Source organism: Companilactobacillus bobalius (assembly GCF_002179915.1).
In the GTDB taxonomy this organism is placed as follows: Bacteria; Bacillota; Bacilli; order Lactobacillales; family Lactobacillaceae; genus Companilactobacillus; species Companilactobacillus bobalius.
This window is the reverse complement of sequence record NZ_MYFM01000006.1, coordinates 57869-80617: the sequence shown is the minus strand read 5'-3', so window position 1 is coordinate 80617 and position 22749 is coordinate 57869. Positions and strand designations below refer to the sequence as shown.

General features: G+C 35.9%; 20 protein-coding genes. 7 read left to right on the top strand and 13 right to left on the bottom strand.

The window, feature by feature from the left end:
- Nucleotides 1–91: 91 nt before the first annotated feature.
- A complete protein-coding gene (locus LKACC16343_RS09765) occupies nt 92–1201 on the top strand; it encodes an SLC13 family permease (RefSeq protein ID WP_056953197.1) in 1110 nt (369 codons plus the stop codon).
- A 160-nt stretch (nt 1202–1361) separates the two neighbouring features.
- Here the strand turns inward: LKACC16343_RS09765 and LKACC16343_RS09760 are convergent, their stop codons facing one another.
- A complete protein-coding gene (locus LKACC16343_RS09760; protein WP_056953194.1) occupies nt 1362–1913 on the bottom strand; it encodes a ClbS/DfsB family four-helix bundle protein in 552 nt (183 codons plus the stop codon).
- A gap of 240 nt (nt 1914–2153) precedes the next feature.
- Between LKACC16343_RS09760 and LKACC16343_RS09755 the strand changes: the two genes are divergently transcribed.
- Genes LKACC16343_RS09755 through LKACC16343_RS09740 form a run of 4 tightly spaced genes read left to right on the top strand, consistent with a single transcriptional unit; the run spans nt 2154 to nt 7498 of the window.
- Entirely contained in the window at nt 2154–3161 is a 1008-nt protein-coding gene (locus LKACC16343_RS09755; protein WP_056953193.1) for a LacI family DNA-binding transcriptional regulator, read from the top strand.
- Nucleotides 3162–3217: 56 nt separating this feature from the next.
- Nucleotides 3218–4894, top strand: a complete 1677-nt coding sequence (locus LKACC16343_RS09750; protein WP_056953191.1) for an alpha-glucosidase — start codon at nt 3218–3220, stop codon at nt 4892–4894.
- Entirely contained in the window at nt 4887–6830 is a 1944-nt protein-coding gene (locus LKACC16343_RS09745; protein WP_056953189.1) for a sucrose-specific PTS transporter subunit IIBC, read from the top strand. The genes LKACC16343_RS09750 and LKACC16343_RS09745 overlap by 8 nt, the downstream gene beginning before the upstream one ends.
- A 44-nt stretch (nt 6831–6874) precedes the next feature.
- A complete protein-coding gene (locus LKACC16343_RS09740) occupies nt 6875–7498 on the top strand; it encodes a GyrI-like domain-containing protein (RefSeq protein WP_056953186.1) in 624 nt (207 codons plus the stop codon).
- A 231-nt stretch (nt 7499–7729) separates the two neighbouring features.
- Here the strand turns inward: LKACC16343_RS09740 and LKACC16343_RS09735 are convergent, their stop codons facing one another.
- The 10 genes from LKACC16343_RS09735 to LKACC16343_RS09690 form a co-directional block, all read right to left on the bottom strand.
- The gene (locus tag LKACC16343_RS09735) at nt 7730–9151 is read right to left on the bottom strand and encodes a C69 family dipeptidase (RefSeq protein ID WP_056954021.1); all 1422 of its coding nucleotides are present in this window, start codon (nt 9149–9151) and stop codon (nt 7730–7732) included.
- Nucleotides 9152–9247: 96 nt separating this feature from the next.
- The gene (locus LKACC16343_RS09730) at nt 9248–10009 is read right to left on the bottom strand and encodes a DUF1828 domain-containing protein (RefSeq protein WP_056953184.1); all 762 of its coding nucleotides are present in this window, start codon (nt 10007–10009) and stop codon (nt 9248–9250) included.
- Nucleotides 10010–10011: 2 nt separating this feature from the next.
- A complete protein-coding gene (locus LKACC16343_RS09725) occupies nt 10012–10449 on the bottom strand; it encodes a DUF6978 family protein (protein WP_056953182.1) in 438 nt (145 codons plus the stop codon).
- A gap of 56 nt (nt 10450–10505) precedes the next feature.
- Entirely contained in the window at nt 10506–11372 is an 867-nt protein-coding gene (gene sdaAA / locus LKACC16343_RS09720) for an L-serine ammonia-lyase, iron-sulfur-dependent, subunit alpha (protein ID WP_056953180.1), read from the bottom strand.
- A gap of 11 nt (nt 11373–11383) precedes the next feature.
- On the bottom strand, nt 11384–12055 hold the full coding sequence (gene sdaAB, locus LKACC16343_RS09715) for an L-serine ammonia-lyase, iron-sulfur-dependent subunit beta (RefSeq protein WP_056953178.1): 672 nt from the start codon (nt 12053–12055) through the stop codon (nt 11384–11386).
- 451 nt (nt 12056–12506) lie between these two features.
- Nucleotides 12507–13934, bottom strand: a complete 1428-nt coding sequence (locus tag LKACC16343_RS09710; RefSeq protein WP_056953176.1) for a C69 family dipeptidase — start codon at nt 13932–13934, stop codon at nt 12507–12509.
- 41 nt (nt 13935–13975) lie between these two features.
- Complete coding sequence (locus tag LKACC16343_RS09705; protein ID WP_056953174.1) at nt 13976–14332, bottom strand: PqqD family peptide modification chaperone; 357 nt, start codon at nt 14330–14332, stop codon at nt 13976–13978.
- Nucleotides 14333–14344: 12 nt separating this feature from the next.
- A complete protein-coding gene (locus tag LKACC16343_RS09700) occupies nt 14345–16261 on the bottom strand; it encodes an OPT/YSL family transporter (RefSeq protein WP_056953172.1) in 1917 nt (638 codons plus the stop codon).
- Between the two features lie 717 nt (nt 16262–16978).
- On the bottom strand, nt 16979–18298 hold the full coding sequence (locus tag LKACC16343_RS09695; protein ID WP_056953170.1) for a PTS sugar transporter subunit IIC: 1320 nt from the start codon (nt 18296–18298) through the stop codon (nt 16979–16981).
- A 36-nt stretch (nt 18299–18334) separates the two neighbouring features.
- Nucleotides 18335–19717 carry a glycoside hydrolase family 1 protein gene (locus LKACC16343_RS09690; RefSeq protein ID WP_056953168.1) on the bottom strand — a complete coding sequence of 461 codons (1383 nt, stop codon included), beginning with the start codon at nt 19715–19717 and terminating at the stop codon, nt 18335–18337.
- Nucleotides 19718–19877: 160 nt separating this feature from the next.
- On the opposite strand from LKACC16343_RS09690, the gene LKACC16343_RS09685 reads away from it, so the two are divergent.
- Nucleotides 19878–20603 carry a GntR family transcriptional regulator gene (locus LKACC16343_RS09685; protein WP_056953166.1) on the top strand — a complete coding sequence of 242 codons (726 nt, stop codon included), beginning with the start codon at nt 19878–19880 and terminating at the stop codon, nt 20601–20603.
- A 103-nt stretch (nt 20604–20706) separates the two neighbouring features.
- On the opposite strand, the gene LKACC16343_RS09680 is transcribed toward LKACC16343_RS09685, so the two are convergent.
- Nucleotides 20707–21729 (bottom strand): LCP family protein, encoded by a 1023-nt coding sequence (locus LKACC16343_RS09680; RefSeq protein ID WP_056953164.1) that lies wholly within the window; start codon nt 21727–21729, stop codon nt 20707–20709.
- 153 nt (nt 21730–21882) lie between these two features.
- On the opposite strand from LKACC16343_RS09680, the gene LKACC16343_RS09675 reads away from it, so the two are divergent.
- A complete protein-coding gene (locus LKACC16343_RS09675; RefSeq protein ID WP_056953162.1) occupies nt 21883–22359 on the top strand; it encodes an isochorismatase family protein in 477 nt (158 codons plus the stop codon).
- Nucleotides 22360–22422: 63 nt separating this feature from the next.
- On the opposite strand, the gene LKACC16343_RS09670 is transcribed toward LKACC16343_RS09675, so the two are convergent.
- Nucleotides 22423–22692, bottom strand: a complete 270-nt coding sequence (locus LKACC16343_RS09670; protein ID WP_056953160.1) for a hypothetical protein — start codon at nt 22690–22692, stop codon at nt 22423–22425.
- Between the last annotated feature and the right edge of the window lie 57 nt (nt 22693–22749).

Here is a 22749-nt window from a genome sequence, read left to right as displayed (position 1 = left end):
ATTTCGTCGAATTTTACATAATTATCTTTTTTAACTCTACTTTTATCTTTATACTAGATAGGGTACTTCTTTTTTGTAGGGGAAAACATAAATGGCTGTATTAAAACGTGTATTTTCAGATAAGGTGTTATGGATAGCTGGGGCAGCAGCAATTCTAACATCGATCTTTATTAGTCCACCTCAATTGATGGATATTAATTGGAAGACACTTGCTTCACTATTATCTATGATGATTATAATCCAGATTTATGACTATTTGGACTTTCTAAAATATTATGCCGCGTACATGACGCATAAAGCGAAAACTACACGTCAAATGATATTCATGTTAGCCTCTTTAGCATTCTTTGGAGCTATGTTCTTAACTAATGATGTTACAATTTTAACCTTAGTTCCTTTATTTTACCAACTATCTAAGCATATTAAAGTAAATCCAATTTTCCCAGTCATTATTATTACTATGGCTGCTAACCTTGGTAGTATGTTTACACCGTTTGGTAATACTCATAATTTATTCCTGTTGACGCATTTCAATCTAGGAATCAAACAATTCTTTATCATGTCTACACCGATAACGATTGTCACTTTCCTAGCAATTTTTCTCTCAACTCGTTTTTTCGCTAAAGATCCAATTGAATTAACTGAGTTGCCTGCTGTTGAATTAAACATTCCAAGTTTAACCTTAACAGTCGCTGTCACAGTGATTATTTTTTTGGGAATTTTTTCTGTAATTCCTATGTGGGGTTCTTTGATTGCCGCAATATTGTTAGTCATCTTTATCAATCCGCATATTCTTGAATCGGTTGATTACTCAATTGTCTTGATCTTCATGTGTTTCTTTATTGCCGTTGGTAATATCAATCGTGAACCAGCAATTGTTAATAATTTGCATCAATTTTTGCAAACAAGAACAAGCACATATTTAACTTCAATCATTACTAGTCAATTCATTAGTAACGTGCCAACCACAATTTTAGTTTCCAAGTTCTCCAAATTCGTCCATGCTATTTTCTTAGGTACGAATATTGGTGGTCTTGGTACTGTAGTAGGTTCATTGGCTAACTTGTTGGCTTTCAAACAATATCGATTTTTCTTTAAGAAAAATCCAGGAAAATACTTATTGTATTTCACAATAATCAACTTTGCTATGTTGATCATTATTGGAACAATTGGTTATTTCCTAATAGATTTCGGATTGTAAAAGTCATTCAAGTGGATGGCTTTTTTATTATCGTTATTTTTCGAACCTTACAGGAAAAATTAGAAGTAAAACAATGATCCTTGCTGTGGAGAACAACATACTTAGACAAAAAAAGGTCCACATCAACTATATAAAACCTAGTCAATACGGACTTTCTTAATTATGAATTAACGGTACTCTTATCTCTTAAATTAAAGTTCTTCCATTTTCTAACTTGACGACTGTAATTATTAAATGGTGAAACAGCGTTGATTCTGATCCACTTAGCAACAGGCCACATTGCTTTAGTTGTAGCCCACTTGCGTTCGCCTGGCTTGAACAATTCATCATGTGACATCTTGTCGACCCATGAAATAAGTTCGTCTACAGTGCTGCTTAGTTCTTCTTTCTCATTAGCTATGCCATCTGAACCATATTTGATATTGAAATCATGATAAAGCTCACGCATTTGATCCCATTTATATCCAGGAGTTGGAGTAGTGATCTTTTCCCCACCAGCTTCAGCTTTTTCCCATGACAAAATCATATTAATCCATCCGACTTGATATGAGAGCATTTCACGTGGAGTCTTATCCACTTGCTCAATTCTTTCATCGGCAACATCATCTGTTATACCCTCATATTCATCAATGAACTTATGATAACTCTCTTTAATTTGGTCTATTAGTTCTGCGGAATTTTTATATACCTGCATACCTTCGCTACCTTTCATTGATTTTAAAACTCAAACGAAAACATCCCAATGTCTATTATAGGCCTGAAATTGTCACTTTGGGTAAAAAAAGCTCATGATATAGCAAAAAAATAGTGAGAAAGCGTTTTAATTGTGGTATATTAAAAAGTTATACAAAAAATTGATGATTTTTCACATAAATGAAAGCGCTTGACATTTTAATTTTTTCTGTTAAATTAATACATGGAATCGATTCCATTAAACGAAGGATAGATATAAATGGCAACTATTAAAGAAATCGCAAAAAAAGCCGGTGTCGGTGTAGGAACTGTTTCCCGTTATCTCAACGATCACCCCTATGTTTCTGAAGACAAACGTAAAAAAATTCAAAACGCAATTGATGAATTAGATTACACACCTAGTGCTATCGCCACTCAACTACGTTCTCAATCAACTAAAAATATCGGTGTACTTGTTTCAAGATTGGCTAACCCCTTCTTTGCTGAATTATTTGATTCAATCGAAAGAAAGCTCAATCTATATGGATATCAAGTATTAGTCTCACAAACACATGACGATTCGGCTGCCGAACAACGTTTTTTGGATCAATTAAAGAACCATCAAGTTGATGGCGTCATCCTTGCCTCTGTGGAAAATCATGAATTGGTTCGTTCTTTTGCCCAGACTTATCCACAAAAGGTAATCCTATTAAATGAAGAAAACAAATATCAGGATATCCAATCTGTCACCCTTAACCATTATCAGGCTACGCTTGATGCTCTGAATTACCTCTTCACTCAGGGACATCATCACTTCGCCTATATCACTGGTGGTAACTATGCCGTTAAGAGTCACGGATATTCTCGAACTAAGGCTTTTCAAGACTTTTCTAAGCAACATCAACTTCCCATCAATCAGGATTGGCTCTTTTCTCAAAAGCATACTGCTGCTGATGGTCAGGAAGTTGCCCGCAGTCTCATTAAAAATTCCAATAATACTTTGCCAGATGCAATCTTCACTAACTCTGATGAGGTCGCAATTGGCCTAATCGATGAATTACAAAAAAATAATATTTCGGTTCCTAAGGATATTGCAGTTATAGGTTATGATGATCAACCATTCGCTCGTTTCGCAGCTGTTCCCCTAACAACTATTAGACAACCAATTAACGCTATGGCTAACAAAGCTGTTAACATCTTGTTGAAAAATCTAACCGGTCAAGATGTTCCTGAAGATATTACTAATGAAGATTTGAAATTAAAATTGATAATTCGAAAAAGTGCCTAAGCATTTTTTTATAACTAATATGGAATCGATTCCATATAACAATGGAGAAATTATTTATGATAACAACAAACAATAATTGGTGGAAAAAAGAAATTTTTTACCAAATTTATCCCGCCTCATTTAAAGACTCAAATAACGATGGTATCGGCGATATTCGAGGTATCATCCAGGAACTACCAAAAATTCATACTCTAGGAATCACAACTATCTGGTTATCTCCCGTTTATCAATCACCAATGGTCGATAACGGTTATGATATTTCAGATTACAAGTCCATCAATCCAATGTTTGGGACTATGAAAGATTTAGATGAGCTAATTCAAAAAGCCAAAGATTTGAATATCAAAATTATTATGGACTTAGTACTCAATCATACTTCTGACCAGCACTATTGGTTCCAAGACGCCATCAAAAACTCCGACAGTCCTTATCGTAAGTTTTATATCTTTAAAGAAGGTAAAAATAATTTACCACCTAACAATTGGCGTTCCAATTTTGGAAAGGGTTCTTCTTGGACATTAGTACCCGGTGAAACCAATCTTTATTATCACCACGTTTTTTCTAAACAACAACCCGATTTAAACTGGGAAAATAAAGAATTACGATTCGCACTTTATGACATGATCAACTGGTGGCTTAAGAAAGGTATCGCCGGTTTCAGAATTGACGCGATTACCTTCATCAAAAAGGATCAAGATTTTGCTTCAATTACACCTGATGGCAACGATGGTTTAGGCAAAGTTAAGCGTAAGGCCGAAAATCGTCCCGGCATTGATGTTTTTCTAAATGAGTTGAATGAACACACCTTTAAACCAGCTAATGCTGTAACAATTGGTGAAGCTAGTGGCGTTCAATACGACCAACTAGATAAATTCATTGGTAAAAAAGGTTACTTCTCAATGATTTTTGATTTCCATTACGCCGACATTGATGTCCGTTCTGGATCAGAGTGGTATCACCAAACCAACTGGACTGCCCAAGAACTAAATGATGCCATTATTAAGAGTCAGTTGGCCATTCAGAAATACGGATGGGGTGCTAATTTCTTAGAAAATCACGATCAACCACGAAGTATCAGCAAGTACATTAAGGATCCCACTTATCGTAATAAGATTGGTGCTAAAGCCCTAGCAATGCTCTTCTTCTTTCTTAGAGGCTGTCCTTTCATCTACCAAGGTCAAGAATTAGGCGTTCAAAACGCACAGAGAACTTCCATTGAACAATTCAACGACATCTCTAGTCCTGATAACTATTATCGAGCTATTGAGGAAGGTTTCAGTGTTAAAGAAGCTCTAAAATTTGTCAATGATCGTTCTCGTGACAATGCCCGTCTGCCATATCCTTGGAGTAATGGAATCAATGACGGTTTCAATACTGGTCACAAAACTTGGATTGGCTTAAACAAACATGATCCAGAAACAAATTGGCAGACTGAAGATAAAGATGAAGCATCAATTTTGAATTTTTATCGTACAATGATCAAAATTAGACAGACCTCATCACTTAAAGATGACCTATTGAATGGTGAATTCCTTCCAGTCAAGAATTCCACTCCAAGTGTTATCGCTTATCAACGTGGCCAGCACGCACAAGTATTCGTCAACCTTAGTTCTCAAGTTACGCAAATTCAGCTTCCCCAAGGTAAAGTTCTTTTAAACAATTATTCGGATTTAAAATCAGAGGAATTGCTTCCTTATCAAGCAGTTCTCATTGAGGTGAATAACCATGGCTAAAGATTATAGTAAATTAGCACAACAAATCGTTGACCTTGTTGGCGTCGACAATATTGAATCTGTTACACATTGCCAAACAAGATTACGTTTTGTTGTTAAGAATCGTAAACAAATTGATGATAAAAAAATTGAAAATCTCGATCTCGTCAAAGGTGTCTTCTTTGGTTCAGGTCAATATCAAGTTATTATCGGTACAGGTTTAGTCAACGATGTCTATGCCGCAATCGATAAATTAGGTACTGTTAACGCCATTTATGGAAAAGATGACGTCGATACTACAGATAACGACGATAATTCCAATAAAACTAAATTACAAAGATTCATGGCTATGTTGTCTGGTATTTTCATCCCTATCATTCCTGTTATCGCCGCAACCGGTCTTTTCTTAGGACTCCAAAGTGCCTTCACTAATGCTCAAGTTTTAAAATTATTCGGTGCTGTTCCATCTGATATTCCTGCCAATGTCAACACTGTAATATCAGTTTTAACTGGAACTGTCTTCTCATTCTTACCAGCTTTAATTGTTTGGTCCACTTTTAGATACTTCAAAGGAACTCCTATCATCGGTATTGTCATTGGACTAATGCTTGTTTCACCTAGTCTACCTAATGCCTATGATGTTGCTGGCGGTAGTGCTAAAGCTATCATGCTTTTCGGCCACATTCCCGTTATTGGTAGTCAAGGTTCTGTTCTAACAGCTTTAGTTGCTGGTTTCATTGGTGCTAAAATGGAAAATTACTTCCACAAACATGTACCAAACGTTTTAGATCAAATCATCACGCCCTTCTTAACCATGCTTTTAACTTTCGGTATCATGATTCTTGGTGTTGGACCAATCGTTCACTGGATTGAAAACCTTATGGTTGCTGGTGTTGAAGGTGTCATTGATTTACCATTCGGTATCGGTGGTTTCTTAATTGGTGCTGCTTATCCACTAATGGTTTTAGTTGGTATTCATCAAATGATGATTGCCATCGAAACATCACTTCTAGCCGCTACTCATTTGAACCCACTAATCGTTTTGGAGGCCATGTACGGCTTTGCTAACGTTGGTGTTGCTCTAGCTATGATTATGAGAACTAAGTCTAAAAAAGCCAAGGCAACCTTTGTTGGAGCCTTCTCATCACAACTATTCGGTGTTTCTGAACCAACACTTTTCGGTATTCTCATTAGATACAACTTCAGACCATTAATTGTCACAGTCCTTACTAGTGGTTTCGGTGCAGCTATTCTAAGTATCTTCAAAGTAGCTGCCAACTCTTATGGATTAGCCGTTGTACCTTCTTATCTAATGTACATTTACGATGCTCGTGATTTAATTATTTACACAATCGTTTCATTATTAACTGTTGTAGTAGCCTTCGTTGCTACCAACATGTTTGCCATTCCAAAAGAAATTTTAGTAGCTGACACTAAAGACAAAGATCCGATTCAAGACAATACAGTTTATGCACCTATTGATGGTCAAACTGCTGATTTAAAGACTGTTAACGATCCCGTTTTCTCATCTGGAATGATGGGTGAAGGAATTGCTATCAAACCTAATGCAACTGGAAAAATTAATATCTACGCTCCTCAATCAGGTAAATTAAATGTTGTAGCCGAAACTGGTCATGCTTATGGATTAACCACCGACAGTGGCATAGAAATATTAGTTCACATCGGCATTGATACAGTTTCCTTAAACGGTAAAGGTTTCACTACCGCCGTTAAAATGAATCAAGAAGTCGTTAAAGGTGATCTACTTGGTACTTTCGATCCTAAAGTCATTCAAGATAAAGGCTTAGACGATACAGTCATGGTCATTATTACCAATAGTAAAGATTATTTCCGTATCGAATCTGAACCTGATGAAACTATTAGTAACGGCTCCGCTTTGATTGCTTTACAACAACAAACAGAAACATCACAAACACCATTGGCTACCCAAGGATAAAAGTTTAAAATACATTTTAAATAGTCTTTTGGAGGCCAACTATTATGAAATACGAATGGCGCAAACAGGAAAAAGAATTATATTCAACTAAAAAGAATCCTCAAATTTTATCGATTCAAAGTCAAAGGTTCACCTCTCTACATGGTGTTGGCAATCCTAACGGCCCAGAATTCAGTAAAAAAATTCAAACACTGTATCCCGTAGCCTATGGTATTAAAGCGGCCTATAGAAAATATGCAATCGATAAGGATTTAGAATTTGATGATTATGTAGTTTTCCCATTAGAAGGTGCCTGGTCTTTAACTACTAAGGGTCAACAATTAGATCACTTGGACAAAAACGAATTTAGCTATGATATTATGATCCGTATTCCCGATTTTGTGCCGGATAATGTAGTTTCTACGGCTTTAGAGACTGTTAGAGAAAAGAAGAATCCTTCAGAGTTAGATAAATTAGAAATCAAAACTTATCCTGCTGTGGAAGTGGCGCAAGTTTTGCACGTAGGTAGTTACGATGACGAACCCGCTAGTTTTGAAAAAATTGATAATTTCGTTTCTGAACAGAATAAACAACGTGCTTCGAAAATTCATCGTGAAATCTATTTATCAGATGCTCGACGTGTAGCACCAGATAGATTAAAAACCATTTTACGTTATCAGATTAAGTGAAATTTTCATTCAAAATAGCCCAGTACGATGACCATCATATGGTTGTCATACTGGGCTATTTTGTTGTTATTTCTAATTTTTATTGTAGAAACGGGCCTGCCGCACTCTCTATTGAAATGAGCTACGCAGGGGCAACTCCTTCCGGTTAAGTCAACTTTCTCTGCCGGCACTTCGTTGCCGACTGAGAAAGTAGTCTTAATCCTCAGGGGCTAACCGCCCCTGCTTCGCTCTCTAAAGATTTGGATCCATCTTGAATGTTAACTTACTTAACTCTGTTCCTTGTGTAACTAAATCGGCCAAATGGGCTCTAGTAGCCTCATTAAAGTGTTTAGCAATGATTTTATTCTGGTCAGTCAAATAGTCTGTTAAAGCAGTTCCTGAAAGTTTCTGAGATTCCTTATCTACTTCTGCTATTTTTTGACGTGCCCATTGAGCTAATTCTTTTTGATAATCCAAATTTGGTTCAACGAATTCTTGATAGTGGCTTTCCACAACAAACTCTAAAGCTGTGTATAACCAATAAGCACTATCTAAGTTCATTGTTTCCGGCACAAAACTGTACGATTCATCAATTGCATTGGCATTGGTAAAGAATGGCACATAAGCACTAAAACAAGGCATCCCTAACCCTTTCCATTCAACTGCTTGATTACCTGTATCTGTATCACGCATTTGTAAAATATGTGAATTCATTGTTCTTGATAAACAAATAGCACGATAACGTTTCTTATCTTCTTCACTACCACTGCCCAAAGGATCAAACTTAGTTTCATTATAATGTGAAGCTAGGATAGCTTGAATATCTTCAATAGCAATCTTCTTTTCTGGTTTTCTTAAAAATGGCAAATTAGATGATTCTGGATTTTGTTCAATGGATGGATTCAACATTTTTTGACCATACCAAACACGTGGTGTGTTGTAATGGCGATCCTTCTTAGTGTCAGTTCCAAAAATATGTCTGAAATTCCAACCGTCAAAATCAGGATTCAAATTGTTTTTTTCAACAAACTCTTGAATACCTTCGGACCACATATAATTCTCTGGATCGGAAAAATCAATTTTTTCAATACCAATTTGATTAGCGGCTACGGCGTAAGAATCATCAGGAATACGAATAGCAACCCAATGGTGTCCTGTAGCAATTTCCATATACCAAATATCATCTTTATCAAAAAATTCAACACCATTACTCTCGGTAGAGCCATACTTTGCAATCAAATTGCCCAAATATTGAACACCTTTACGTGCAGAATCAATGTAAGGCAAAACTAAAGTAGTCATGGAATCTTCAGCTACTCCATTTTTAATCAAAGGATCATAGGCCAAAACTTTTTCGTTGGCAGTAACACTTTCAGTTGCGCTCATTCCTACATTCTTTTCGTTGATACCATCTTCTTCGTAATAGCCCTCGTCCTGATTTGCATCTGGAGAAGTTGTATAACGATAACCAGTTTCTGGCAATTCAACCGTTAACTTATTGTAGGGTGAAACGTAAGTCTCATGGCGATTTTGAACCGCCTTTTGTACATAAAATTTCTTAGGCCAATTTGCCACAAAGTTATCTTCGTTACGAGCAATGTAATTAGAGCCGTCAATTGAGGCTTTTTTGCCGACCATAATTGAAGTACAAGCCGCATGTGTATGTCTTTTCATTAATAAATTTCCTTCCATTAAAAAATTTTCTTATATAATAGTTTACTTCTGAATAACTAAAAAAGCTGAAAGATTTTCTCTTTCAACTTTAAAAATCTATTTAAGCGCCATTATTTTGGATTTATCTTCCCACGAAATTAATTTTAAATCATATCGTTGAGCTATATTAATGCTTTTATGACTAGGACGTGATACTTGGGAATTGTATATAATAACAAATTCTGAATTGCTTAAATTATACTCCGAGCCAGTGGCAATATCTCCATACATGGCACCGGCCATGGCTATTGTAGAAAATGAAGAAGTATTAGTAAAATTGATAAATCTAAATGGACGATTACCTTTTAGTGGAATAGTATAATCCACTACATAGTTATTTCCACTTTCACCATAGGGCCTATAGGTTTTCAATCCACCAAAGTCATTTTTTTCAAAGAATTGATAGACATCTGATTTAAAAAAACTTGTGTAATTCTCTTTACGAGTCATCAATAAATCATCAATCCGAATTATTGCCTGCATTAAACGTTGTTTCATTTCAGGAAATTCTATCTTATCCCCCATAACAAAAAGTTCTTTATTAACACACTGCACATTGTAATTATTTAATATACTATTTAAATACTTCTTTCTAACAATCGTATCAAAATTTATTCCCATCATTTCCAAATCACCAATTGTATCAAAATCATCCGTCAAAGTTATTTTTCCATCGGAGTTTGAAGAAACATAAATGGTTATATTATCTCCTATCGAATTGGTAAATGGCGTAACTATTTCCTGACTACCATTTAATTGTTCAATAGAATATTGTCCTTTTAACCAATTCAAATAGTCGTCTACTAGCGAAGAATCCATTATTAATCTTCCTCCTTTACAAAAACAACATTGTCTAATTTGATTTTATTATAAGTGAAAAACACTTCTAAGTCTTTCTGGAAGTCCAAGGAATTATTTATAATCTCATTGAGCGGAAATGGAAGTTCAGATTCTTCAACAAACTCGCACTCAAAAATATTTTCAGCATTGAATATATGTAAGTGAGGTGTTGGATATCCATGATGAGGTTTACCTATAATATCAAACCTCATCATATTCCCATCGCTAGAATTTATCATTAAGGATAATTTTCTTTTTTTATGTCCTTTACAATTCATAACAATAGTAAATTTTTTTCTTATATCAAATAAGCCACGAGCAAGATAGCTTTTTTGCTTATTAACATTTGCTAACCTCACTTTAGGCTTATTTAACACTTTATCTAGATTAAATAATTTATTATATGTATTTCTATCCACAAATAGACTCCTAAAATATAGTAGATTTTTGTACACCATTAATAAATTACGTTTTTTTATTCACCAAAGATTTCTTTTTTCAACTTCAAAGCTGTTGGTGTTGTTGCTAAACCGCCTTCAGCTGTTTCTTTAAAAATAGAAGGCATTCTTTGTCCAACTTGATGCATAGCCTCAACTACTTCATCAGTCGGTATAACACTTGCGATTCCCGCTAAAGCCATATCAGCTGAAATCATCGCTTGAGAAGCTCCTAAAGCATTACGTTTAACACAAGGAACTTCTACCAATCCCGCCACAGGATCACAAACTAAACCCATCATATTCTGTAAAGTAATAGAAATAGCTTCAGCTGCCATTTGAGCTGTTCCACCTTTAGCACAAACCAAAGCAGCTGATGCCATTGCGGCAGCGGAACCTACTTCAGCTTGACAACCCCCTTCAGCACCAGCAATCGATGAATTATTTGCAATCACTAAACCAAAGGCTCCTGCGGTAAATAGAAAGTCAACTTGTTGGTCACGAGTTAAATGAAGTCGATCTCTAGTCGCTACTAGAACACCGGCTAAAACACCAGCACTACCAGCAGTTGGTGTTGCACAAATCAAGCCCATTTTGGCATTAACCTCATTAACAGCTACTGCATTACGAACAGCCTCCAGGATCGGTTCACCGCTCAAGAAGTCCCCTTTTTCAATGTAGGCGTTCATCTTTTTAGCGTCGCCACCAGTTAATCCAGTTACTGATTTTACACCAGCAACACCTTCTTTAATGGAATTTTCCATAACTTCCAAATTACGTTCCATCGTTGAACGGATGAATTCTTTACTACGATCAGTATTTTCCATTTCCGTTTGTACCATTAAGTCAGCGACAGAATCGTAATCAGCACTTTGTTTGACTAATTCTTTAATTGTATAAAACATTAGTGTTACCCCTATTCAAAATATGTGGCATTATCGACATTTGGCAATGCACATAATTTCTGTAAAATTTCATCACGTTGACGACGTTCATCGACCTCAATAATCATGATAGCTTTTTCACCTTTGGAAGCACGAGTAACTGTCATGGTTCCGATATTAATATTAAAGTTTGAAAAAACATCAGTAACTTTAGCAATCATCCCTGCAACATCCTGATGCACTGTAATATAAGTTGGTGTTCCCAAACTAAGTGACATCTTAAAACCATTGATTTCTGAAATCTGAATATTTCCTCCACCAATAGAAACACCTGTCACGGTTAAATCATGATCACCTTTAACCAATTTAATTTTGGCAGTGTTAGGATGATCAACTTTTTCACTCTTTGGGACAAAGGCAACTTTGATTCCTTGCTCATAAGCTATTTTCAAAGAATCCGCTAATCTCTTATCATCTGGTTCCATCCCCAGAAGTCCACCGACCAGAGCAACATCGGTTCCATGACCTCGATAAGTCTTGGCAAAGGATTCATACAAATAAATGGTTACTTTATCAGGTTTTTCACCAAAAATATCATGGACAACTTTCCCGATTCTAGCAGCACCCGCAGTATGTGAGCTACTTGGTCCTACCATGACTGGTCCAATTATGTCGAAAACACTTTTAAAACGTAATTCTTTCATATAAATTACTCCCGATTAACTATATTATTTATAAGTTTACATTTTTTAATTGTTAAATATATCACTATTTTATTACGATTTGTATTTTCTGAAAAAAAGCGACAAATGTTTGATTCAACATTTGCCGTTTTTTCGTTATTTAGTATAGAATGACTATTCTTTTACAGAGCCTTTTTATATTTACGATTTTTTTATTTTGGATTGAAGGATTTTGATATGTTATGAATTTCTTGGTTCTGTCCGGGATTGTTGGTTTTGTTGGGAATAATCATTGTTCTACTTTTTATGGATTTGGTTCTTTCTTTTATAACCATGGTTCTATGTTTGATAGTGGAAACGAGCTGCGCAGGCCAGATTCCTGTGCTTTGCCTGACTTCACGAACTGTCTGCTACGCAGCCAATTCGCAAAGTCCTGCAAATGCTCAGAATCTAAGCGGGCCTGCTTCGCTCTCTAAAGATTTGGATCCATCTTGAATGTTAACTTACTTAACTCTGTTCCTTGTGTTACCAAATCTGCTAGATGTTTCATTGTCTCTTCATTGTAATGTTTTACAATTTCATGGTTTTGCTCTGTTAGGTAATCTGTTAGGGCATCTCCTGTCATTTTGACTGCTTTTTCATCTACTGCTGCAATCTTTCTTCTTGCCCATTCTGACAATGCTTTTTGATAATCTAGGTTTGGTTCTACGAATTCTTTGTAGTGACTTTCTACTACCATTGCTAAGGCTTCATACATCCAATATGCACTCTTTAGATCCATCTTCTCTGGTGTGTAGCTGTATGACTCATCAATGTCATTGGCATTTGTAAAGAATGGTACTTGTGGGCAGAAGCTTGGAATTCCGAATCCTGTCCATTCTACTCCGGCTGCTCCATTCTTATCTGAATCTCTCATTTGAAGGATATGGGAGTTGGCTGTTCTTGATAGTGAAATAGCACGATATGTCTTCTTGTCATGTTCACTACCACTGCCTAGTGGATCGTATTTTGTTTCGTTGTAATGTGACTTCAATAGATATTGAATGTCTTCTACAGCAATCTTCTTTTCGGCTTTTCTGATAAATGGTAGTTCTGCTGACTCTGGATCTTGTTCAATTGATGGGTTCAAATAACGTTGTGCAAACCATACTCTTGGTGTGTTGTAATGATGGTCTTTTTCGGTATCTGTTCCAAAAATATGTCTGAAGTCCCAACGGTCGAAGTCTGGATTCAAGTTATGTTCTGATACAAATTCTTGGATTCCATCGGCCCACATGTAATTGTCAGGATCGTTGAAGTCGATATCTTGAATGGCTACTTGGTTAGCGGCTACGGCATAGCAGTCATCAGGAATACGTACGGCAACCCATTGATGTCCTGTTACTACTTCCATGTACCAAACTTCATCTTTGTCATTGAATTGAAGTCCATTACCTTCAGCAGAACCATATTTAGCAACTAATCTACCAAGATATTTAACTCCATCACGTGCTGAGTTAATGTATGGCAAAACTAAGGTTGCAAGTGAATCTTCAGCTAGTCCATTCTTTACGTATGGATCAAAAGCTAAAACTTTTTCATTAGCGTAAACACTTTCAGTAGCACTCATACCAACGTTCTTTTCATTGAAACCATCTTCTTCGTTAGGTCCTGTACTTTGGTTGGCATCAAGTGTTGACGTGTAACGATAGCCACTTGTAGGATATGGTGCTGTCATCTTGTTATATGGTGAAACATAAGTTTCGTCACGTCCAGAAACAGCTGGTTGAACGATGATACGTTTTCTATAAATAGCATTCAATCGATCTTCATTTCTTGAAATATAAGTTGCTCCATCCATCGAAGCTTTCTTACCAACCATGATTGATGTACATGCTGATAATTCAATACGATCTGTCATTTTAATATCCCCCATTAATAAAAATTATGATTATTTAATTATTATGATACTCGTTCTATTAGGTGATCGACACTCTCAATTTGCTGCAGGAACAAAATCAATCTTGTGTAACGATACTTATCGGCGTCTGGAAACTTTTCAGCAAGCTCTTTTCCGATTTCGTAAGCATTGCGACGTCCATTAACCTTAGTAAAAACATAGCTACCATATTCATCCATCTCTAAATAAGATTTTTCAGGAATATGCATGTGTAACTTACGGAAAAGCTTCTGAATCGGATGATTCTGTTCGCGAACAATTGTTACAATTCCTGCTTTTTTCTTATAGGTAACTTCAGGATTCTTCTGAAATACCATGTGTTTCAAATCTTCTTCAGTTAATTCTGGACGTTTAGCCATCTCCATCGCCCCTTACTTATTTGTTTCCTTCTTGATATTTAACAATGGAGCTACGATAGCAATTACTAAGATTGCCAACAAAATCAGTCCCATTTCGTTACTACCGGCAAATCCAGCTGGAGCTTTATCTCCAAGCACACCGGTCACATGTAGAATAATTCCGATTAAACCAATAATTGAACCACCAGCAATTAAACCTGATGATAAACTGACACCACTTTGGATACGTCTGTCTTTTAGAGCCTTATCTTTTGTAACTTTATCAATCAATAATTTGATTAAGGCACCAACTAAAATAATTGAAGTTGTTGAGATTGGTAGATAGAATCCTAAAGCAACAGTCATAATTGATAGACCTAACATCCAGCAAACAATAGCCATGACAACACCGATAATAATCATGATCCAAGGAAGATTTCCTGACATGATACCAGTTGTCAAAGTGGCAATTAAATTAGCTTGTGGTAAACCAAATGGTGGATTTGAACCTGTAATTTTTAATTGAGGTTCAAGAAGTACAGTCGTTCCGACAACCACGATGACACCAATCATTGCAGCAACCATGAAATACTTCATCATTTCATTCTTGTTGCCACCAATGACATAACTAACTTTTTGAGTCTGCATATAAGCACCACCAACTGAAATGGCAGTAACAATGAAGACTCCAAATAATAGAAGAATTTGATTATCTGCATTACTCTTCCATCCGAAGATAACGAAGACTAATGTCATGATAACTAGTGAAGCAATGGTCATCCCTGATACTGGCGCATTTGAACAACCAATTGTTCCAGCCAATCTAGCGGAAACAATTACGAATAATAGTGCCAAAATAATAGAAAGAATACCGCCTACAATAGCCATGGCGATGTTGCCAGAAATGAAGAATCCAACAACAAAAATTGCAATAACAGCAATAACTAATGACCAAATACCTAACATATTACGATCATCACTGCCACCATTTCTAGCATTCAAAGTTTTCTTGATTGATGTGACGATAACAGGAATCAACTTAATGGCTCCGACAATACCACCACAGAGCATCATACCGGCACCAATGTATTTCGAATAAGAACCGGCAACTTGGTCAACACCCATTTGATTTACAGCAATTGTCACATCGTTCCAATCTTTAGCATTGTTAGTTGCCATTTGAGTAAAGTTAGCAATTAATGGCGTTATAGCAAAGTTAGATAGAATTGAACCAGCAAACATCGTTAAAGAAACATCTAGTCCAACCACGAATCCAATACCAGCTAACATTGGATTGACTTCAGTCGACATCTTCCAACGATAGAAAGAATTACCAACATAAGTGATTACACTATTAACCCAACCAAAAACTTGAGTTGTCAAAAGTGTCAATAAACCACCAATTCCAAAACCAATTCCCATAAATTTCAAGGAATCCCCTCCGGCTTCGGAGGCAACCAAAGCTTCAGAAATAGCCATAGATTCTGGATAAACTAATTTTCCGTGTTCTTCAACTACCAAGTAGTTTTCAACCAGTGAAGCCGTTCCGATTGCAAACAGTACAGCCAAAGCCCCAACTAAAACTCCGGCAATAAAGTTGACCCGGCCACCAATAATGATAATGGCAGGTAAAACATAAATCATTCCACTGGCAATAGATTCACCACCACTGGACATTCCTTGGAGTAAATTCTTACCCAGCATGCCTTTCTTTTTAGCAAAGGCGGCAATAAGTCCAGAACCAATAATTGATCCTGGAATCCCCGCAGCAACGGTTAATCCAGCTTTCATACCAGAATATGCTGTTGAAGCGGCAAAAATAACTGCTAGTATGGCACCCATAATCATAACGACTGAGCTGCCACCGTGATTATCTTTATCAGTCACATACGGTACATATTTTTCACCCGATACACCACCGTAAGCGGACTGAGATAAACTCTTTTTCATCTCGATACCTCCCCTTAAGTCAACTTATGCTATCCCAAAACCACTAGGGGAAAACACTTGACTCTTTTGTGATAATTCCAATTATTTATAGAAGGTTCTTCATAGCCTTTATTCATAAACAACACCTATGAGTATTAATTTCCTCCTTTTTTCTGTCGATTCATTTTCATGATAACGGTTACATTTGCAAAAATCAATAGAATTTTGTGACATAGCTCACATTAACATTTCAAACATAAACAACACTTTTTCAGAGTGTTCACAGTTAGTAAACACTTGTCTTTCCTATTTAGCATAGGGTTTGGCGCTTGTCTTTTATTAATCATGGTCTAAGAATTTTAATTTTAAATATACGTATATTAGCTTTTTACTAATAAAGCCATATTTATCACAAACTTTTTCATAAATTTCTGGTCTGTTGTTTTCATATCTATTTCTTCAAAGAATATGAATAAAGTACCTCTATGATTTGACTAATCATTAATTAGTTTGAGAGTTTCATTATATATACAAAACTTTGTTCATTTTTTAAGGTGTACTTTTATTAATAATTAGTGTCATGAAACTGACTTCTTATCTATCTATTATTAGCATTCACTACAGATGGCATATTAATTTCACACATTATCCACCAAGTTAATTAACTTTTTTAAACAAAAAAATACTCTATGAATTTTTAAATTCATAGAGTATAAGTTAAGTGATTAAAACATCTAATTAAGCTTCTTTGACGTCCATATCTTGGTTTTCCTTTGAAAGAACCTTATCGTTGATCATAACGAATGGAATGTATACTAGAACGCCTAATACAAAGGTGATCAGTTGAATAACAACAGCACGCCAGTCACCAGCTGTAGCTAGGAAAGCACTGAATCCAATTGGCGTAGTCCATGGAACTTGAATAACACAAGGGCTCATCCAACCTAATACAGTTGTTACATAACTAATTACAAGACCCATAACAGGTACAAGTACGAATGGAATAGCTAGTGAAATGTTATAAACGATTGGGTAACCGAAGATAACAGGTTCGTTGATGTTAAAGAATCCAGGTGCAATTGATAATTTAGCAACGTTCTTAGTTACGGCACTGTGTCCAACTAGGAATGTAGCAACTAGTAAACAAAGTGTTGAACCGGAACCACCCATCAAACCATAAGTTTGAACTTGGGAAACGTTGATGATATTAGGAATTGCTTTACCAGCGTTGTATGCGGCAATATTTTGTGTAATATTGATGATCAAAAGTGGCTCTAGAATTGAACTGTAAATAACTGATTGGTGAATACCGAATAACCAGAGTAAGTTACCTAGTGAGTAAAGAATAATAACTCCCCAGATACCTGTTCCGATATGACGAAGTGGTTCTTGAATGAATGTTGTGATCAAATTGATCAAGTTCATTCCTGATAAATTGTAAAGTAGTGCTGAAATAATAGCTGAACATGATAAAACGATGATCATAGGAATCAAAACATCGAATGACTTACCAACAGCTGGTGGAACATTTTCACCTAAGTGAACTTGTAATTTCTTAATTCTAGAAATTCTGACAAAGGCCTCAGTAGCAATCAAACCAACGATAACACCGGCGAACATTGCCCCTGTACCTAAGTTAGTAAATGGTAAAACAGCTGAAACATCGACTGCTTTTTTAGCACCATCTGGAATCAATTTAACTGTGTTTGGCATCATTGTTACCAAAGCAGACATTGATACTAATGCAGCAGAAATTGGATTATCAAAGCGTCTGTTTTTAGCTAAGCAGTAACCAATCATAGCTGCAATTAAAATACCTGAAATATTTAGTGTCGCATTACTCAATAAGGTTCCCCAATATTGAACATGCAATAATGTCTTACCCTTGAAAATCCAAGTAAAGACTGTGTTATTTAATAGAACCGCTAATCCAGCAAGGATATAAAGCGGCATGATAGTGGCAAACGCATCACGTAATGAACGTAAATGAATTTGGGCACCCATTTTGGCTGCAAATGTTGCAAATTTATCCGCAGCTTTTGAATTCTGTAATGACATACTTTCGCCCCCGAAAAAGTTTTTTAAATCAATTACTTACTTCAAATCTGATAAATCACCCCCATTAGTCTCAATAACGTGCTTCAACCACCAATAACTCTTCTTTGGCACACGTTTCATATCCTTAAGATCATGGTTCGTACGGTTGACGTAAACAGTTCCGTAACGCTTGTCCATATTTCCACTTGAACTAGGAATATCAATTAACCCCCATCCCAAGTAACCTAAGACTTCAACGCCGTCTTCAAAGATTGCGTCTTCCATAGCTTGAATATGGTCACGATGATATTTAATACGATAGTCATCCTCAATTTCACTGCCATCGAATTCTTCACGAACACCGATTCCATTTTCAATTGGGAACATTGGTACACCATATTCGTTGTAGACTTTTGTCAAAATATCTCTGAAGCCTAATGGATCAATTTGCCAACCAAATTCTGATATCTCCAAAAATGGGTTCTTCTTAACACCTTTATCAAGGTAATAATTAGGAAGTGTTCCTTCAGGAACCATTTCAGAACTGATCGTATCGCTACGGTAATAACTGAAAGCAATGAAATCAGATGTTACCTTGATCAAAACTTTGTCATCGTCCGGTTGGTAGTCCATATCAATATGATGATTTTTAACAAAGGTCAAAACTTCATTTGAATAACGTCCATAAACGAATACGTCCAACAAATTACGGTTAAGAAATTCATTGATTTGACGCGCGTACAAAATATCTTTAGGATTTGGTGATGCTGGATAAACCTCACTGTATGCCAACATCCCACCGATTAAACAATCAGTATTCTCATGAATGTAATTAGCTACACCAGCATGAGCTAACATAACATGATGACTGATTTGATATAATTCGTCGTCAGTTTCGTCACCCTTTAAATAACCGGCAATTCTGAAAGCTTCACTCATGGAATAAAGATTTTGTTCATTAAACGTAATCCAATATTTTACACGATCACCAAAACGTTTAACCATTTCAGTACTATAACGAACAAATGCATCCACTACATGACGTGACAAAAATCCATTATATTTCTCAGCCAGATTCAATGGCATATCGAAATGATACAAACAAATCATCGGTGTAATGTTCTTTGCTAACAAGGCATCAATTAATTTATTGTAAAATTCAATACCCTCTTCATTGAAATCACCATCGCCAGTAGGATTTACACGACTCCAAGAAATTTGGAAACGATAGCAGTTCATCCCTTGCTTAGCCATCAAATCAAAATCTTCATTGTAACGATGATACTCATCAATAGCATCGTGCCAATCGGAAGAATTCTCTGTAGCAGGTCTTACATCATAAACGGATTTACCTTTACCATCGACATTCCAAGCACCCTCAGTTTGCATACTTGAAGTTGAATTACCCCAAAAGAAGTTTTCCGGTAATTTATTTGTCATTTTTTTCACCCCACGTTTTTTGAATACGTTTACAGTATACAATATTTTTTCATCATGTAAACACTTTATTTTGAAAAAGTATATACTTTTAAATTAAAGCGAAAAACTTTTATTTTAATGCTAAACTTAGGACGAAGAGTGAGTTTTAGGAGAAGATATCATGGCGTACAAATATAAGGAAGTTGCTGACGGTTTAAGAAAAGAGATCAATTCCGGAAAATACGCACCCGGGGAATTGATGCCCGACCAAAACCAAATTGCAGCAGATTACAATACAACAAGAATTACCGTTCATAAGGCACTACAGCTTTTAATAGTTGAAGGTATGGTCTATTCAAAGCGTGGCTCTGGAACTTTCGTAAAAAAAGATTACGAACCGGGAAAAAATTCCAGTAAATTTGGAAAGGTTTCACCCATTGATAAGCCATTTGGTGCTACTTTAACTAACCAAGGTAAAAAAGTTACCAGTAAAGTTCTCGAATTATCGGCTCGCATTCCTACTGCTAAAGAAGCTGACCAATTAATCATTGCACCAACCGAGCCAGTCTATGTTATTCGTCGTGTACGTTTCGTTAATGGTGAAGTCTTCGCGTATGAACATACTATTATGCCTACTTCCATTACGACGTTGACTAAAACTGTCCTTGAGGGTTCAATCTATGCCCATCTTCAAAAAGATGGTTTAAGTATTGAGGGCTCACACAGAATCATTAGTGCCGGGGCCGCTACTGAAGAAGACGTTGAAAATGGTATTGCTACTAAAGTAGAACAACCTGTCCTAGTTATCCGTCAATTAAGTTATCTTGACGATGGCCAGCCATTCGAAATTTCTGAATCTCGTTTCCCTTACAAAACCAGTTCAATCACTGCCGATATAACGCTATAAATAATTTAAAAATAAAAAACGACATCTATTACAAGAATTCAATTTTCCATATTAAGGTACCGGAAGATTATATTCTAAATAGATGTCGTTATTTTTTGTTTTCTTAATAAGTACTATCAGTATAATGCGTAGTATCTAAACCAAATGTATCATAGTCAATATCATCTTCATCTGCGAAGAATTTTTTATTTTTAGCATTCAGTTTTGTTTCAGTATTACTCAAAGTTTGAGGTTCCAAACCTAGGTTATCTCTCAAATTATTAGAGGCATTTTGCATAGTTGAAGTTGGTAAGATTTGATAAGAACTTTGATTGATCCAAGCCGTTTTCCCTTGAATCTGATTAAAGTCCATATTGTCAGCACTACTATGATATTTCATAATAATCTCATCGATTTCTTTTGAAGTTAAATCTGTGCTTATATCCTTACCTAAATCCTTAATCAAATCTGGAATCTTCACTAAGTATTTTGGTGATTCTAATTTATCAACAACCGCTTTTAAAACTTGTTGCTGTCTAACTTGACGACCATAGTCACCACGTGGGTCTTGATAACGCATTCGAGCATAAGTTAATGCTTGTTTACCGTTCAAATGATGTGTTCCTTTAGGAATCGTTATACCGTCAAAAGAAACCTTCAAATCACTTTTAACCGTTACACCGCCAACAAAGTCAACTGTCTTCTTCAATGCATCCATGTTGATTGCAACGTGATAATCAACTGGCACACCTAGTAAACTACCAACTGTGTTTTTAGCCATATCGGACAAACCAATATTGTATGCCGCATTGATTTTTTGAACATTCTTTTGCTTATCGCCGACCATTTCAGCCAAAGCATCACGTGGAATCGAGTAGGCAACGGTATTCTTTTTCTTTGGATTCAAAGTCAATAACATCATTGTATCCGAGTTACCACGATCAACACGACCGTCAGCCCCTGTATCAGCCCCTAGAAGTAAGATAGAAAACGGCTTACCTTGACTGATCTTCTGCGAGACACTGGTTTTATTTGTATCCAAAGAATTCAACGCTTGTTGAGTCCGGTAGACGAAAACTCCCCCTATCGCCAAAACAATGACAAGAATTACACCTATAATAATAGAAACTATTTTTAATTTTTTCATTTTTTTACCTTAAAATTTATTATTCCCCATTATAAAACGAATTAATCACAGTCGCCAATTTTTTAATGCGATGAAAAGCAACGGATATCGCTTCCATATTGATTACGTTAATGTTAGTCTCAAGTTATAAAAAAACTTTAAGGAAGTGGTCTTATGCCAAAAATGGCGGAAGCACTTTTAGTTATAGATATGCAGAAAGCTCAACAATATAGTTACAATTTCAATAATCTGATTAATAATATCAATCAACGTATCAAAGAATATCGACAAGCTAATTTGCCTATCATTTTTATTCAGCATCACGACCAAGACCTAGAACGTGACAGTGATTTGTGGCAACTATCCGACAAATTAGACCGAAAAGATGACGACAAAATTGTCGAGAAGACTCATCCTAATGCCTTTTACAAAACTGATTTGGAAAAGGTTCTCAAGGATAATGGCATCAAAACAATCGAAATCTGTGGTGCTCAAACAGAATATTGCTGTAACGCCACGATTATCATGGCTCATGGATTAGGATACAAAATCATTATGGAACATGATATGACGACCACTTTTGACAATAATTATATGATTGCTGAAAATACAATTTCATTTTTTGAAAATATCTGGATCAAAAATATGTAACTTTTCAATAACAAATAGGAGCAAGTAATCAATTACGATTACCTGCTCCTATTTAGTTTAATCTTATGCATATGTAGCGTTACTGTGAATCAATTCGTAACCATTCAAGTTCAACCTACCTAAAACTTGATTGATAGTATCATCCGGAAAGACTGCCTCAGCCTTTTTAACTAAATAAAACTTCGATAGATCATCAGCATCTATCCAGCGCCCCAACTTAGTTAGTTCCGAATACTGTTTTGGATCAAATTCAACTGAGCGACCAAAATCAATCGTAATGATTTCTCCCTCAAACCAGCTTATTTGTTCAACCGTCTTTGGTACATCATCCATTATTCATCATCCCTTTGAATAAATTATGTAACCGTTTTTCCATATGACAATATACCA

What these genes read in the sequence shown, in the direction of transcription:
- LKACC16343_RS09765 (WP_056953197.1), top strand. Translation starts at nt 92, where the DNA reads ATGGCTGTATTAAAACGTGTATTTTCAGATAAGGTGTTATGGATAGCT.
- LKACC16343_RS09760 (WP_056953194.1), bottom strand. Translation starts at nt 1,913, where the DNA reads ATGAAAGGTAGCGAAGGTATGCAGGTATATAAAAATTCCGCAGAACTA.
- LKACC16343_RS09755 (WP_056953193.1), top strand. Translation starts at nt 2,154, where the DNA reads ATGGCAACTATTAAAGAAATCGCAAAAAAAGCCGGTGTCGGTGTAGGA.
- LKACC16343_RS09750 (WP_056953191.1), top strand. Translation starts at nt 3,218, where the DNA reads ATGATAACAACAAACAATAATTGGTGGAAAAAAGAAATTTTTTACCAA.
- LKACC16343_RS09745 (WP_056953189.1), top strand. Translation starts at nt 4,887, where the DNA reads ATGGCTAAAGATTATAGTAAATTAGCACAACAAATCGTTGACCTTGTT.
- LKACC16343_RS09740 (WP_056953186.1), top strand. Translation starts at nt 6,875, where the DNA reads ATGAAATACGAATGGCGCAAACAGGAAAAAGAATTATATTCAACTAAA.
- LKACC16343_RS09735 (WP_056954021.1), bottom strand. Translation starts at nt 9,151, where the DNA reads ATGAAAAGACATACACATGCGGCTTGTACTTCAATTATGGTCGGCAAA.
- LKACC16343_RS09730 (WP_056953184.1), bottom strand. Translation starts at nt 10,009, where the DNA reads ATGGATTCTTCGCTAGTAGACGACTATTTGAATTGGTTAAAAGGACAA.
- sdaAA (WP_056953180.1), bottom strand. Translation starts at nt 11,372, where the DNA reads ATGTTTTATACAATTAAAGAATTAGTCAAACAAAGTGCTGATTACGAT.
- sdaAB (WP_056953178.1), bottom strand. Translation starts at nt 12,055, where the DNA reads ATGAAAGAATTACGTTTTAAAAGTGTTTTCGACATAATTGGACCAGTC.
- LKACC16343_RS09710 (WP_056953176.1), bottom strand. Translation starts at nt 13,934, where the DNA reads ATGACAGATCGTATTGAATTATCAGCATGTACATCAATCATGGTTGGT.
- LKACC16343_RS09705 (WP_056953174.1), bottom strand. Translation starts at nt 14,332, where the DNA reads ATGGCTAAACGTCCAGAATTAACTGAAGAAGATTTGAAACACATGGTA.
- LKACC16343_RS09700 (WP_056953172.1), bottom strand. Translation starts at nt 16,261, where the DNA reads ATGAAAAAGAGTTTATCTCAGTCCGCTTACGGTGGTGTATCGGGTGAA.
- LKACC16343_RS09695 (WP_056953170.1), bottom strand. Translation starts at nt 18,298, where the DNA reads ATGTCATTACAGAATTCAAAAGCTGCGGATAAATTTGCAACATTTGCA.
- LKACC16343_RS09690 (WP_056953168.1), bottom strand. Translation starts at nt 19,717, where the DNA reads ATGACAAATAAATTACCGGAAAACTTCTTTTGGGGTAATTCAACTTCA.
- LKACC16343_RS09685 (WP_056953166.1), top strand. Translation starts at nt 19,878, where the DNA reads ATGGCGTACAAATATAAGGAAGTTGCTGACGGTTTAAGAAAAGAGATC.
- LKACC16343_RS09680 (WP_056953164.1), bottom strand. Translation starts at nt 21,729, where the DNA reads ATGAAAAAATTAAAAATAGTTTCTATTATTATAGGTGTAATTCTTGTC.
- LKACC16343_RS09675 (WP_056953162.1), top strand. Translation starts at nt 21,883, where the DNA reads ATGCCAAAAATGGCGGAAGCACTTTTAGTTATAGATATGCAGAAAGCT.
- LKACC16343_RS09670 (WP_056953160.1), bottom strand. Translation starts at nt 22,692, where the DNA reads ATGGATGATGTACCAAAGACGGTTGAACAAATAAGCTGGTTTGAGGGA.